General features: G+C 54.7%; 15 protein-coding genes. 11 read left to right on the forward strand and 4 right to left on the reverse strand.

What is annotated here, in order from left to right:
- The first annotated feature begins 5 nt into the window (after window positions 1-5).
- From rseA to rseC, 3 genes are read left to right on the forward strand one after another with little or no spacing between them, the layout of a single operon-like run.
- Window positions 6-659 (forward strand): anti-sigma-E factor RseA, encoded by a 654-nt coding sequence (gene rseA / locus D4100_RS17900; RefSeq protein WP_006318469.1) that lies wholly within the window; start codon window positions 6-8, stop codon window positions 657-659.
- Window positions 659-1,618 (forward strand): sigma-E factor regulatory protein RseB, encoded by a 960-nt coding sequence (gene rseB, locus D4100_RS17905; RefSeq protein ID WP_006318468.1) that lies wholly within the window; start codon window positions 659-661, stop codon window positions 1,616-1,618. Before rseA ends, rseB begins: the two co-directional genes overlap by 1 nt.
- Entirely contained in the window at window positions 1,615-2,091 is a 477-nt protein-coding gene (gene rseC, locus D4100_RS17910; protein WP_119804912.1) for a SoxR-reducing system protein RseC, read from the forward strand. The genes rseB and rseC overlap by 4 nt, the downstream gene beginning before the upstream one ends.
- Here the strand turns inward: rseC and D4100_RS17915 are convergent.
- Window positions 2,088-2,927, reverse strand: coding sequence for a hypothetical protein (locus D4100_RS17915; RefSeq protein ID WP_006318465.1), 840 nt, complete (start codon window positions 2,925-2,927; stop codon window positions 2,088-2,090). The genes rseC and D4100_RS17915 overlap by 4 nt on opposite strands.
- A 540-nt stretch (window positions 2,928-3,467) precedes the next feature.
- On the opposite strand from D4100_RS17915, the gene lepA reads away from it, so the two are divergent.
- The 7 genes from lepA (at window position 3,468) to acpS (ending at window position 9,969) form a co-directional block, all read left to right on the forward strand.
- Entirely contained in the window at window positions 3,468-5,267 is a 1,800-nt protein-coding gene (gene lepA, locus D4100_RS17920; protein WP_006318464.1) for a translation elongation factor 4, read from the forward strand.
- A 32-nt stretch (window positions 5,268-5,299) separates the two neighbouring features.
- On the forward strand, window positions 5,300-6,277 hold the full coding sequence (gene lepB, locus D4100_RS17925) for a signal peptidase I (protein ID WP_006318463.1): 978 nt from the start codon (window positions 5,300-5,302) through the stop codon (window positions 6,275-6,277).
- Between the two features lie 182 nt (window positions 6,278-6,459).
- A complete protein-coding gene (rnc, locus tag D4100_RS17930; protein WP_004953587.1) occupies window positions 6,460-7,140 on the forward strand; it encodes a ribonuclease III in 681 nt (226 codons plus the stop codon).
- On the forward strand, window positions 7,137-8,045 hold the full coding sequence (gene era, locus D4100_RS17935) for a GTPase Era (protein WP_119804913.1): 909 nt from the start codon (window positions 7,137-7,139) through the stop codon (window positions 8,043-8,045). The genes rnc and era overlap by 4 nt, the downstream gene beginning before the upstream one ends.
- Window positions 8,046-8,053: 8 nt before the next feature.
- Complete coding sequence (gene recO, locus D4100_RS17940; protein ID WP_004953582.1) at window positions 8,054-8,785, forward strand: DNA repair protein RecO; 732 nt, start codon at window positions 8,054-8,056, stop codon at window positions 8,783-8,785.
- A gap of 72 nt (window positions 8,786-8,857) precedes the next feature.
- Complete coding sequence (pdxJ, locus tag D4100_RS17945) at window positions 8,858-9,589, forward strand: pyridoxine 5'-phosphate synthase (RefSeq protein ID WP_119804914.1); 732 nt, start codon at window positions 8,858-8,860, stop codon at window positions 9,587-9,589.
- On the forward strand, window positions 9,589-9,969 hold the full coding sequence (gene acpS, locus D4100_RS17950; protein ID WP_006318461.1) for a holo-ACP synthase: 381 nt from the start codon (window positions 9,589-9,591) through the stop codon (window positions 9,967-9,969). Before pdxJ ends, acpS begins: the two co-directional genes overlap by 1 nt.
- Window positions 9,970-10,033: 64 nt before the next feature.
- Here acpS and D4100_RS17955 read toward each other — a convergent pair whose 3' ends face one another.
- The 3 genes from D4100_RS17955 to D4100_RS17965 form a co-directional block, all read right to left on the reverse strand.
- Window positions 10,034-10,294, reverse strand: a complete 261-nt coding sequence (locus D4100_RS17955) for a YfhL family 4Fe-4S dicluster ferredoxin (protein WP_006318459.1) — start codon at window positions 10,292-10,294, stop codon at window positions 10,034-10,036.
- Window positions 10,295-10,408: 114 nt separating this feature from the next.
- A complete protein-coding gene (locus tag D4100_RS17960) occupies window positions 10,409-11,983 on the reverse strand; it encodes a phosphoethanolamine transferase (protein ID WP_244941678.1) in 1,575 nt (524 codons plus the stop codon).
- Between the two features lie 115 nt (window positions 11,984-12,098).
- Entirely contained in the window at window positions 12,099-12,947 is an 849-nt protein-coding gene (locus D4100_RS17965; RefSeq protein ID WP_006318456.1) for a MurR/RpiR family transcriptional regulator, read from the reverse strand.
- Window positions 12,948-13,366: 419 nt separating this feature from the next.
- On the opposite strand from D4100_RS17965, the gene murQ reads away from it, so the two are divergent.
- Window positions 13,367-14,260 (forward strand): N-acetylmuramic acid 6-phosphate etherase, encoded by an 894-nt coding sequence (murQ, locus tag D4100_RS17970; RefSeq protein ID WP_006318455.1) that lies wholly within the window; start codon window positions 13,367-13,369, stop codon window positions 14,258-14,260.
- The last annotated feature ends 12 nt before the right edge of the window (window positions 14,261-14,272 follow it).

The following is a 14,272-nucleotide window of genomic DNA, read 5'->3' on the forward strand; positions in this document are numbered from 1 at the left end:
TAGGCATGCAGAAAGAAAAGCTTTCCGCTCTGATGGATGGGGAATCGCTCGACACTGAGCTGCTGAGTTCATTGTCTAATGACAGGGCGCTTCAACAAACCTGGCAGAGCTATCACCTGATACGTGACACACTACGGGGTGATATCGGACAAGTAATGCATCTCGATATCGCAGATCGTGTTGCTGCTGCACTTGAGAAAGAACCTGCACGTCTGGTTCCTTCTGCAGTACCGGAGTCTCAGCCGCAACCGCACACCTGGCAGAAAATGCCGTTCTGGGACAAAGTGCGTCCCTGGGCCAGCCAGATCACTCAGATTGGCATGGCCGCCTGCGTTTCGCTGGCGGTGATTGTAGGCGTACAGCAATACAATCAACCGGCCGCACAGTCTGGCGCAGCTGAATCACCGGCGTTTAACACCCTGCCGATCATGGGGCAGGCGTCCCCGGTTAGCCTCGGCGTGCCGGCAGACAGTTTCTCCACCGGCAGCGGGCAACAGCAGCAGGTGCAGGAACAGCGCAAACGTATTAACGCTATGCTGCAGGATTATGAATTGCAACGCCGTTTGCATTCCGATCAGTTGCAGCTTGAGCAAAGCAACCCACAACAGGCTGCCGTTCAGGTTCCCGGAACCCAGTCTTTAGGAATGCAACAGCAGTAATGAAGCAACTTTGGTTCTCCGTCTGTCTATTGACGGGCAGCCTGCTCTACTCAAACATCGCCCCGGCGCAGCCCACTGCGTCCGGGGCGTTGTTGCAACAGATGAGCAGTGCCAGCCGTTCACTCAATTACGAACTCGCCTATATCAGCATCAGCAAGCAGGGGATTGAGTCGCTGCGTTATCGCCATGCGGTAATCGACAAGCAGCCACTGGGTCAACTTTTGCATATGGACGGCCCGCGCCGTGAAGTATTGCAGCGTGGTGAGGGTATCAGCTATTTTGAACCGGGCCTGGAACCCTTTACGCTGTCCGGCGATCATATCGTCGATGCGTTACCGGCTATCGTTTACGCCGATTTTGACCGCCTGGCGAAATATTACGATTTCATCTCTGTTGGCAGCACCCGAATCTCTGATCGCCCCTGCGAGGTGATTCGTGTGGTTGCGCGTGATGGTTCGCGCTATAGCTATATTGTCTGGATGGATGTGGATACCAAGCTGCCGCTGCGTGTGGATTTACTCGATCGTGATGGCGAAACGCTGGAGCAATATCGGGTTATTTCGTTTGTGGTGGGGCCGGAAGTGCAGGGCGTGATGCAGGGGCTGATCAAGGCCAATCTGCCGCCGTTGCTGTCGCTTCCTGCGGTCGAAAACGTCAAACTGGGCTGGAGCACCGGCTGGTTGCCGGCAGGTGTGGATGAGGTGGCGCGTAACCGCCGCAAATTGCCGAATGTGACCGAACCCGTCGAGACGCGGTTATACAGCGATGGCCTGTTCAGTTTCTCGGTCAATGTCAGCCCGGCGGGAAGTGGTGCCGGCCAGCAGTATTATCGCCAGGGGCGGCGTACTATTCAGACTGAAGTGCGTAACGGCAATGAAATCACTATCGTTGGCGAATTGCCGCCGGCGACAGCCAAACGTATCGCTGACAGTATTTCCTTCAAGGTGTCACCGCAATGATGAAAGAGTGGGCCACGGTGGTTTCGTGGCAACAAGGCGTAGCGTTGCTGCGCTGCGAACCCAAAGCCGGTTGCGGCAGTTGCACTGCCCGGTCGGGCTGTGGCGCGCGCGCATTGAACGAACTGGTGCCGGAAACGGAACATCAGCTGCAGGTGCGTATCGAACAACCACTTGAGCCGGGCCAGCGGGTCGAGGTGGGTATCGCCGAGGGCAGCTTGCTGCGTTCGGCTATGCTGGTTTATCTGACGCCTTTGTTGGGCATGATGTTAGGGGGGAGCCTGCTGCAATATTGGCTGGGTACCGATGCTTCTGCGGCGCTCGGCGCGCTGCTTGGCGGCGGTGCAGCCTTTCTGTTGGCGCGTAGCCTGGCGCACCGCCTCGGCGAGCAGGCGAATTATCAACCCATAGTTCTGCAAATAGGTTTGCCGCCTGGGGCTATGCGCCTGCAGACGGACACTGAACCCCTGCGTTAAAACTGCTGCCGCGTCATCGCCGGATTATGATAGGCGGGGATGCGGTTGTAGATCATATGCTCCAGCAGCGCCATAAACAGATCGGCGCTGAGCAGCGAAAAATATCCTATCGTAAACAGCGCATTACCCTGATTATCCAGCAGCCGGATGATGCCGCGCTGCGTGTTATTCTCCAGCGTGCGGATCTGCTCAATCGGGATACTCTCCTGTGGCGTGATCAGCGCCGTAGCGCTCAACTGCAACGTTTGGGGCGTTTGCTTCTTGCGGTTGCCCGGCAGCAAATGATTCAACCAGAGGGCACTGCAGCTCAGATAGCTAAATGACAACACCTCACCCTGATATAGCGCATTCAGCGCCAGTGGCCCACGCTGCTGGATCTGCTGATTGATAATGACATCGACCAACCGCCAGGAATGGGACAGATTGCTGAATACCGTGCACCAGGGTTGTTCGGCAGTGGTACGAAATGCCATCACGTTGCACAGACCGCCCAAAAAACGCCCGCCGCGAAAACGATAAATATCACCAATTTTTTCAAAGGGGATAAACCGTTCTTTATGGCTATGGTCATTAATCACCCGAACGCCGTGTTCGTACAGGCGATAAGTCAGCGTGGGCCGCAGGCAATGGCGCAGCGCCAGCAGTATACCGCCGAGTAAAATAGTAGCTGCGCCGGTTTGCAGCAAGATCAGTACCGCATTTTCATCCATGTTGCTCAGCAGCGGCAGCAACAGCAGCGCCGCACCGACGGTTAACAGCAGCGATGCCGCTGCCAGAATGCCCCAATTGACCTTGGAAAAATCGTGCCGGCTCAGCATTTGCCCTTTATCGATCATTACGCACCTTCCAATCAACGTACAGAGATATGCCGGTGAACTCCGGTGGGCATGCCGATGTAGAGCCCTGAATAATATTTTGTCGCGGAGTTCTTCACCCTTTCTATAGGAGGCTCCGGAGAGCGTATATGGGTTTTTTCCTAAAGCCGGAAAGGGGAAGTGCAATTCTAAGATGTTGATCCCAATATTATTTTTTTCTGATTTAGGACGGGGTTTATTGCGTTATCGGCGGTTATGTATTAGCGCCGAAAGTGAATGTATGCGCAGCACACGATTTCCGTGGATTCGGCGGTGCAAGCAGGGGTTTTTCATTGTTCGGCTTTTGTTAACATCTGCTTTCACAACCTGGAGCGCCGTGTAACACTAAAGTGCGCATAATAGAATGCCTTCACTGAACCGATCGCTAGGTTTTCAGTGTTGTGGCATGTAGAATGCAGCGATTCAGGCGGAAGACGGCCGAACCCATTCACTGTCGCTTTAGGTCCGTACGGGTTTCTATAGGCGAGTAATCAGAAATACCAAGGCAGAAAAACTTTTATAATGAAGCATATACGAAATTTCTCCATTATTGCCCATATTGACCACGGTAAGTCGACGCTGTCCGACCGTATTATCCAAATTTGCGGTGGCTTGAGCGAGCGCGAAATGGCTGCGCAGGTGCTTGATTCTATGGATCTTGAGCGCGAGCGTGGCATTACCATCAAAGCGCAGAGCGTCACGCTGGACTACAAGGCGACAGACGGTCAAACCTACCAGCTCAACTTTATCGACACCCCCGGGCACGTTGACTTCTCCTACGAGGTTTCTCGTTCGCTGGCCGCTTGCGAAGGCGCGCTGTTGGTGGTGGATGCCGGGCAGGGCGTAGAAGCCCAGACGCTGGCCAACTGTTACACCGCGCTGGATATGGATCTGGAAGTGGTGCCGGTACTGAACAAAATTGACTTGCCGGCCGCCGATCCCGATCGCGCCGCGCAGGAGATTGAAGACATCGTCGGTATCGATGCTACCGATGCGGTGCGCTGCTCGGCCAAAACCGGCGTTGGCGTACCAGAGGTTCTCGAACGCCTGGTGCGTGACATCCCACCGCCGGAAGGCGATCCCGAGGCGCCGCTGCAGGCATTGATCATCGACTCCTGGTTCGACAACTATCTGGGCGTTGTTTCCCTGGTGCGTGTCAAGAACGGCACGATGCGCAAGGGCGACAAGATCAAGGTGATGAGCACCGGTCAAACTTATAACGCCGATCGTCTCGGGATCTTTACCCCGAAACGCGTCGATCGCGACGTGCTGAACTGCGGCGAAGTAGGCTGGCTGGTTTGTGCCATTAAAGACATCTTGGGCGCGCCGGTGGGCGATACCCTGACGCTGGCACGTCAACCGGCAGACAAAGCGCTGCCAGGCTTCAAAAAAGTGAAGCCGCAGGTTTATGCTGGCCTGTTCCCGATCAGCTCGGACGACTATGAAGCCTTCCGCGACGCGCTGGGCAAACTGAGCCTGAACGACGCCTCCCTGTTCTATGAGCCAGAGAGCTCCACTGCGCTGGGCTTCGGCTTCCGCTGTGGCTTCCTCGGCCTGCTGCACATGGAGATCATCCAGGAGCGTCTGGAGCGTGAATACGATCTGGAGCTGATCACCACTGCGCCAACGGTAGTTTATGAAGTCGAAACCACCGGCAAAGAGACCATTTACGTCGACAGCCCGTCCAAGCTGCCGCCGCTGAACAACATCATGGAGCTGCGCGAGCCGATCGCCGAGTGTCACATGCTGATGCCGCAGGAATTCCTGGGTAACGTCATCACGCTGTGTATCGAAAAACGCGGTGTACAGACCAACATGGTCTACCACGGCAACCAGGTCGCGCTGACCTACGAAATCCCGATGGCGGAAGTGGTGCTCGATTTCTTCGACCGTCTGAAGTCCACCTCCCGCGGTTACGCGTCGCTGGATTACAACTTCAAACGCTTCCAGACCTCTGACATGGTGCGTGTCGACGTACTGATCAACAACGAGCGCGTGGATGCGCTGGCGTTGATCACCCACCGCGACAACTCGCAGTACCGTGGTCGTGAGCTGGTGGAGAAGATGAAAGAGCTTATTCCGCGTCAGCAGTTCGACATCGCCATTCAGGCAGCGATCGGTACCCATATCATCGCGCGTGCCACGGTGAAACAGCTGCGTAAAAACGTTCTGGCAAAATGCTATGGCGGTGACGTCAGCCGTAAGAAGAAGCTGTTGCAGAAACAGAAGGACGGCAAGAAACGCATGAAGCAGGTCGGTAACGTTGAGTTGCCGCAAGAAGCGTTCCTGGCCATTCTGCACGTGGGCAAAGACAGCAAGTAACCGCGATAAGGTCGCGTAATTAGGGAGTTTGCATGGCGAATATGTTTGCCTTGATCCTGGCTATAGCCACATTGGTTACCGGGATCATATGGGCTTTTGAGCGCTTCAAATGGGCGCCGGCCCGCCGGGAGAAAATTGCGGCGGTGAATGCACAGACTGCGGGCGCTGTAGACGATAAAACGTTGGCGAAAGTGGCGAAGCAGCCAGGTTGGATCGAAACCGGCGCGTCGGTTTTCCCGGTATTGCTGCTGGTGTTTGTGGTGCGTTCGTTTATTTACGAACCTTTCCAGATCCCATCAGGTTCAATGATGCCGACGTTGTTGATTGGCGATTTTATTCTGGTGGAGAAATATGCCTACGGCATTAAAGATCCTATTACCCAGACCACGCTAATTGAAACCGGTCATCCGAAGCGTGGCGATATTGCGGTATTTAAATATCCGCTGGATCCGAAGCTGGATTATATCAAACGTGTCGTGGGGCTACCGGGTGACCGGGTGTCTTACGATCCGGTTAATAAACGCGTGACCGTTCAGCCATCCTGTAATAACGGCCAGCCTTGCGATACCGCACTGGCGGTGACATACACCGATGCGCAACCCAGCGATTTTGTACAGATGTTCAGCCGCAGCGGCATGGGCGAAGCCAGCAACGGTTTCTACCAGATCCCGCAGAGCGATAACGTGCCACAGGGCGGGATTCGCCTGCGTGAGCGCCAGGAAACGCTGGGTACCGTCTCTCACCATATTCTGACCGTGCCGGGCACGCAGGATCAGGTGGGCGCTTACAACCAGCAGCCGGGTAATCCACTGGCGGAATGGGTTGTACCGGCGGGGCATTACTTCATGATGGGTGATAACCGCGACAACAGCGCCGACAGCCGTTATTGGGGCTTCGTGCCGGAGAAAAATCTGGTGGGTAAAGCTACGGCTATCTGGATGAGTTTTGAAAAGCAGGAAGGTGAATGGCCAACCGGCGTAAGGTTTAGCCGCATCGGTGGAATTCATTAATCGCGCGTTTATAAACGCAGCATTATATTTCCACTCGTTGTAGAATACCCCCTCGAGCGATAAAAAGTTGGCTCCCTGTTGGGAGCCACTGCAAACGAAACAGCTTTGGATTGGCTTTCGGCGAAGCAGGCCTGTTCCGTATGCTGCAAGTTTTTGACGCATTCTTGATCTATTGGTAACTCATGAACCCCATCGTAATAAACAGGCTGCAGCGGAAGCTGGGCTACACTTTTCAACAGCAGGAGCTCTTACTGCAAGCGTTGACTCACCGTAGCGCCAGCAGTAAACACAATGAACGTCTTGAGTTTCTGGGTGACTCTATTCTTAGTTTTGTCATCGCCAATGCGCTCTACCATCGTTTTCCTCGTGTAGACGAGGGCGATATGAGCCGCATGCGTGCCACGTTGGTACGCGGCAATACGCTGGCAGAGATGGCGCGCGAGTTTGACCTGGGCGAATGTCTGCGTCTTGGACCGGGTGAGTTGAAAAGTGGTGGATTCCGCCGCGAATCAATCCTGGCGGATACGGTGGAGGCATTGATTGGCGGCGTGTTCCTGGATAGCGATATTCAAAACGTCGAACGACTGATTTTGGACTGGTATCGCAGCCGGTTGGACGAAATCAGCCCCGGTGATAAGCAGAAAGACCCGAAAACCCGCTTGCAGGAGTTTTTACAAGGTCGTCATCTGCCGTTGCCTTCTTATCTGGTGGTGCAGGTTCGCGGTGAGGCGCACGATCAGGAGTTTACTATCCACTGCCAGGTGAGTGGTTTGAGCGAACCTGTAGTAGGTACCGGCTCAAGCCGCCGTAAAGCCGAACAGGCAGCAGCGGAACAAGCGTTGAAAAAGCTGGAGCTTGAATGAGCGAAGAAAAACAATACTGTGGTTTTATTGCGATAGTCGGTCGTCCCAACGTGGGCAAATCCACGTTGCTCAACCAATTGCTGGGGCAAAAAGTCTCCATCACTTCGCGTAAACCGCAGACGACCCGTCACCGTATTATGGGTATCGACACCGATGGCGCCTATCAGGCTATCTACGTCGACACCCCGGGTCTGCATATCGAAGAAAAACGCGCCATCAACCGTTTGATGAACCGCGCGGCCAGCAGCTCAATCGGCGACGTCGAGCTGGTGATCTTCGTAGTAGAAGGCACTAACTGGACTGCCGACGATGAAATGGTGGTCAACAAGCTGCGCAGCCTGAAATGCCCGGTCCTGCTGGCGATCAACAAGGTCGACAACGTTACCGACAAATCCAAGCTGTTGCCGCACATTGCATTCCTTAGCCAGCAGATGAACTTCCTCGACGTGGTGCCAATTTCTGCCGAAAAAGGCATGAATGTGGACACTATCGCCGCTATCGCGCGCAAGCTGCTGCCGGAAGCGGAACACCACTTCCCGGACGATTACATTACCGACCGTTCCCAGCGCTTTATGGCGTCGGAAATCATCCGTGAAAAGCTGATGCGTTTCCTGGGTGAAGAACTGCCTTACTCGGTCACGGTTGAGATCGAACAGTTTGTGCCGAACGAACGCGGCGGCTACAACGTGCATGGGCTGATCCTGGTTGAGCGCGAAGGCCAGAAGAAAATGGTCATCGGCAACAAAGGCGCGAAGATCAAAACTATCGGTATCGAAGCTCGCCACGACATGGAACAGATGTTTGAAACCAAAGTGCATCTGGAACTGTGGGTGAAAGTGAAATCCGGCTGGGCGGACGACGAACGTGCGCTGCGCAGTCTGGGCTATACCGACGACCTGAAATAACCTCTCCAATGGACGGCTGGGAGCGCGCTTTCGTCCTGCATGGGCGACCGTACAGTGAAACCAGCCTGATGCTGGACATGTTCACGGAAGGTCATGGGCGGGTGCGCTTGCTGGCAAAAGGCGCGCGCAGCCGCCGCTCCAATCTGAAGGGTTGCCTGCAACCCTTTACTCCCCTGCTGGTGCGCTGGGGCGGCCGTGGCGAAGTGAAAACGCTGCGTAACGCCGAAGCGGTCTCTCTCGGTTTACCCCTCAGTGGCATGATGCTGTACAGCGGCCTGTACGTGAACGAACTGCTGTCGCGGGTGCTGGAGCAGGAAGCCAACTACTCGGTATTATTCTTCGATTATCTGCAATGTTTGCAGGCGCTGGCGGCGGAAGACATTTCACCGGAGCAGGCGCTGCGTCAGTTTGAACTCGCATTGCTGAATCACCTGGGATACGGCCTCGATTTCCTGCACTGCGCCGGCAGCGGCCAGCCGGTAGACGATGGCATGACCTACCGTTACCGCGAGGAAAAGGGCTTTATCGCCAGCTTGGTGGTCGATCATTACAGCTTTACCGGCCGCGAACTGCGCGCGCTGGCGGAGCGTCAATTCCCCGATGCGCAAACCTTGCGCGCCGCCAAACGCTTTACCCGCATGGCGCTAAAACCCTATCTTGGCGGCAAGCCGCTGAAGAGCCGCGAACTGTTTCGCCAGTTTGTCCGCAAGCAACCGGATACGCCGGTCGACGACGCCTGACCTTTTCCCCTTTTGCGGCCCTGCGCCCGCGTGTAAACTGCTGACACTGAAAATTGTTTTTTAGAGGTTGTCATGGCTGATTTGCTGCTGGGCGTTAATATCGATCACATCGCCACGTTACGTAACGCGCGCGGAACCCAATATCCGGATCCGGTTCAGGCGGCATTTATCGCCGAACAGGCAGGCGCTGACGGCATCACCGTGCACCTGCGCGAAGATCGCCGCCACATCACCGATCGTGATGTGCGTATTCTGCGTCAAACTATCCAGACGCGCATGAATCTTGAAATGGCCGTGACCGACGAAATGTTGGATATCGCCATTGAAGTGAAGCCGCAGTTTTGCTGCCTGGTACCGGAAAAACGCGAAGAAGTCACCACCGAGGGTGGGCTGGACGTTGCCGGGCAACAGGACAAAATGGCCGTGGCGGTTGAGCGTTTGACACAGGCCGGCATTTTGGTTTCGCTGTTTATCGACCCGGATCATCGCCAGATTGATGCAGCGGTGGCGGTTGGTGCCCCTTATATTGAAATCCATACAGGTGCCTATGCCGAAGCCGAAGGCGAACTGGCGGTGAAGGCCGAGCTGCATCGTATTGCGGTCGCGGCTAGCTATGCCGCCGGCAAGGGGCTGAAGGTCAACGCCGGTCATGGCCTGACTTACCATAACGTTCAGCCGATAGCTGCGCTGCCAGAGATGTATGAGCTGAATATCGGGCATGCAATTATTGGCCAGGCGGTCATGAGTGGATTGCCGGCAGCGGTTACCGACATGAAATTGCTGATGCGGGAAGCGCGTCGCTAATGGCCGTACTGGGGCTGGGTACCGACATCGTTGAGATGGCGCGCATCGAAGCCGTGGTGGAGCGCAGTGGCGATCGCCTGGCACGCCGCGTGCTGAGCGCGGCCGAGTGGGAGGTGTATCAGCAGCATCAGCAGCCGGTACGCTTTCTCGCCAAGCGCTTTGCGGTGAAAGAAGCGGCCGCCAAGGCTTTCGGTACCGGTATCCGCAACGGGCTGGCATTTAATCAGTTTGAAGTGTTCAATGACGGTCTCGGCAAGCCGAACATTCGTCTGCACGCTCGCGCCGCCGAGTTGGCGCAGGAGATGGGCGTTACCGCCATCCACGTCTCGCTGGCGGATGAACGCCGTTATGCCTGTGCAACGGTAATTATCGAAGGGTAACGCGGTATTGGCCGTAAAACAAAAGGGCGCCTGTTGGCGCCCTTGTCGATCAAGAAGGTGACGGTTACAGCCGTTCGGCGTGATGCAGCACCACAAACTTGTCCCACAGCTGTTCGTTGCTTTCGCGGTGCTGCGGATTAACCACAATGGTGTTATCGATCGGGCATACCTGCTGACAGGTTGGAATATCGTAATGACCAACGCATTCGGTGCAGCGATCGCTATCGATCCGGTAGATATCCTCCCCCATCGAAATGGCCTGATTAGGGCATTCCGGTTGGCACATATCGCAGTTGATGCATTTCTTGGTTATCAGCAATGCCATTTCAGTTTTCTTTCCATCGGGGCGCTCGGGCAGGCGCGCAATCTACCATAAAAACCCCTTGCTTTGGGACGTTTTTCACCATCGCGGTGTCTGCGCAGCCGTACGAATCGCGGTCTATAGTAACGCCGGTGGATCATCGGCCAACTGATCGAAATCAACCATTTCATATCCGTTGTATACTTGTCGGCCCGTTCGTTCCGGCGACGCAGTAGCGGAAGTGGCGGCCGGGTAGCTAATGTTGATCCCCGCTTCGCGGGCAAACAGGTCGATGAAGCCGAAGGCGCTATACGGGGAGTCAATCAACTGATGTCGTTGGTCGTTGTCCGACAACACCAGCAGAGGTACTTCGTAGTTCTGTCGGGTATTTCCCCCATGTCGCAGGTAGCGGGCGCCGCCAATTGTTTTGTGCGACAAACCGTGATCGGAAAAATAGAACAGCTTAAAAGGCGAGCCGCTCTGTTTCAGCATACTATAGGTTCGCGCTATGAAACGATCGGTTTTGCGATAGCTGGACAGGTAACAGTTAAGCTCGCGATCCGGCATGTTAAAAAAGGGGACTTCGCCGTTGAGGCGTTCGCAGAAATCCGTATGCGACCCCATCAGATGCAGAACATAGAGATTACCTTGGGTTGCTTCCTGTAATGCTTTTCCGAGCAAAGGTAACAATTCGTCGTCATCGGTATTGCGAGACTCATAATCCCCTTTTTTCAAGAAATGACGGCTGTCGCTGAACATGGCCACTTTGGATACCGGGGTATCAAACTCCCCGATCATCCCCTGATTGGACAACCAATGAGTTTTCATGCCCGCCGCTTTTGCCAACGTAATGACATTATCCGCAATAGAGACTTTTTTACCGTCGCTCAGCGCCAAAGTTCTGGGGAGGGATTCAAAGGTGTTGGGGGCGGCGGAAATATAATTGTTGTAGAACTGACCCTTTGCGTTATCTAAAAATGGCGTTGTTTGCAACGGATACCCAAAGAGTGACATATGGTCCCTACGCATACTTTCACCAATAATAATAACGTAGTTACCCTTATTGTGCGCGACAGGGGTGACTACCCAATCTGGCATAACCATTGAGCTGTTCTCAAGAACGGCTATTTGCTGACGATATTGATTGATCGAAGAATAAATAGACAAAAAGAAATTAGGCAGCTTGATATTTTCCAAACCACTACCGGCAATTCTAACCACCAACAATACAGTAAAGATGATTGATAGCGACAGAATACTTTTATGAGAAATAGTATGTCGCCAAACAAACTGGGCCAGAACGAACAGCATCAGCAGGGTTGCGGCGGGCAGCAGGTAGCAGCTCGCAGGAATCGTGTGCAGAAACTCATAGGCTTCAGCGCTACTGGTTTGCAGTAGGGCCGATACTACGGCAACTGAAGGTGGGCCATAAATGCCCCCAACCGGCGCATAAAGCGCGCACAGCAGAATATAAGGAATAACCAACAAGTAACGACTGAGCGACATTACCGATAGTAATAACAGCGTAAGCGCAATAAACAGGATATCGATACCTTTGGCGCTGCCATATCCCATAGCCTTACACAATATTAGTGCGGTGAGAGCATAGAATAAGAGTGTTTTAATCAGTGGCTGTGTGGTGCAAAAGCGGAACTTATCTAAAATTAATGAGGGAGTGTTCATAAAAGAGGCCGTTAATAAAATGCTGTCCATGCATGTTCAATGTTCTGAATGACAATTGAACAAATAACTGCTCATGCATCATTTTCTGATGCATTTATTAGAAATAATGGAACAGGCAGTTTTTAGAGGTTGCGCATTATACGCTTTAAACCAGTTTTTTCATCAACTGTTCGCTGTGTTTGATGCGGTCGCGGGCATGATCGAGATCATGCTGAATCAAGGCCATAAACAGCAGGTCGGTGAGGGCGAACTGGGCGGTGCTGGAGGAAATGGCGGCGCTGCGGGTGTCGGGTTCCTCAGCGATGGTATACAGACAGTGGTCGGCGCGTTGCTGCAGCCCGTTCGGCGAGAAACTGGTCAGTGCCAGCACCTTGGCGCCGGCCAGGCGAGCTTCTTCCGCCGCCAGGTTGATTTCCCGCCGTTCTCCGCTGAATGAGATTGCCAGCAGCAAATCCCGCTTATCCAACGCCTGTACCGCCGCCAGTTGGACGTGCATATCCGGCTCTGCTATCGCCATCACGCCAATTTTCAGCAGCTTGTAGGAGAAATCCTTGGCGACCAACCCGGAAGCGCCAATCCCCACCAAAATGATCCTTCGCGCCTGGCGCAGCATGTCCAGCGCCTGATGCAGACGCTCTTCGCTATTGATATCCAGCGTAGCACGCAGTGCGGCCTGCTTTTCCACCAACAGCTTTTCACCGACCGTTTTCAGCGCATCGCTGCTGAGGATCCGGTTATGCACGGTGACCGCCGGCTCAGCCTGCGGCTGGGCCAGAGTTTCGCTCAGCGCCAGCTTCAATGCAGGGAAGCCTTTGTAGCCCAACTTCTGAGCAAATTTCACCACGCTAGACTGGCTGATCCCGGCCAACTGAGCCAGCTTTTGCGAGCTGAGATGGCGTGCCTGCTCGGCGTTATGCAGCAGGAAATCCGCTAATTTACGGTCGTTTTGAGCCAGCGTCGGATATATCTGACGAATGCGAAGAAGGGTACTCATAAGGTTGTGTCCCATAATTGATCGTGGCACCGTCGCAGACCCAAAAGTCCGTCATCAAGGCGGAGGGTGCAAAGCATAGCGGACCTGGGTTTAAGCCCGACAACGCAGAGTACGGGCTTTTGGGGCGCGACCCGAAGGGCTGGGGCCATTAGAACGCGCACCTGTGTTACGCGCCACTTATTTGGCTCACCAAACCTCACGACTCGTGCCTTGTTGCGCGCTCAAATGACCGCCAGCGGTGCTCACGTGCAACCTATATTCCCTGGAAACCAGCGGGTATTCTGCCACGCCGGCGGCGAAAACGCGCAGTGAAAATTTTTTGTGAGCTGGTCTTTAAAATAGCAAATAGTACTCGCTTTGTTGAATAAAATATTCAAATAATGTTTTTGTGATTGGAATTAAAAATTCAAAGGTGAAAAATGAACTTGGGCGCATTGGTCTCTGAAACACGAAACCCGGCCACCATGGGTCTGGATGAAATGTCGACGCTGGAAATGGTGAGCTGCTTTAACCGGGAAGACCGAAAGGTGCCGGAGGCGATTGAAAAGGTGCTGCCGGCCATTGCGCAGGCGGTAGATCTGGCGGCGACGGCGTTGAAGGCCGGTGGTCGGTTGATTTATCTGGGGGCGGGTACCAGCGGCCGTCTTGGCGTGCTTGACGCCTCCGAATGCCCGCCCACCTTCGGTGTGCCGCATGGTAGGGTCGTTGGGCTGATTGCCGGTGGCCCAGGCGCGTTGCTGAAGGCTGTGGAGGGTGCAGAAGATGACGCAGCCTTGGGAGAGGCCGATTTGAAAGCGCTGTCGCTGACGGCCACCGACATGGTTGTGGGGCTGGCGGCATCCGGGCGGACCCCTTATGTGATAGGTGCCCTGCGCTATGCGCGTCAGTTGGGTTGCCCGACGGCGGCGATTTCCTGTAATCCGGATTCACCCATCGCCCACGAAGCGCAGGTGGCGATTTCACCGGTGGTGGGGCCAGAGGCGCTGACCGGCTCGACGCGCATGAAATCAGGCACCGCGCAAAAATTGGTGCTGAACATGCTGTCGACCGGCGCGATGGTCAAACTGGGCAAGGTTTATCAAAACCTGATGGTGGACGTGAAGGCTACCAACGTAAAACTGGTGGATCGCGCCTGCCGCATCGTCGTGGAAGCCACCGGCGCAGAACGCAGCCAGGCGGAGGCGGCGCTGACGCAGACCGGTTTTGAAGTCAAACCGGCGATTCTGATGATTTTGGCCGGTATTGACGCCGAAGAAGCGCAATGTCGCTTGCAGCGGCACGACGGCTATTTGCGCGCGGCGTTAACGCGTTAAACCATACCTGAG

Origin of the sequence: Serratia inhibens, from assembly GCF_003591175.1 — a bacterium.
GTDB classification, from domain to species: domain Bacteria; phylum Pseudomonadota; class Gammaproteobacteria; order Enterobacterales; family Enterobacteriaceae; genus Serratia; species Serratia inhibens.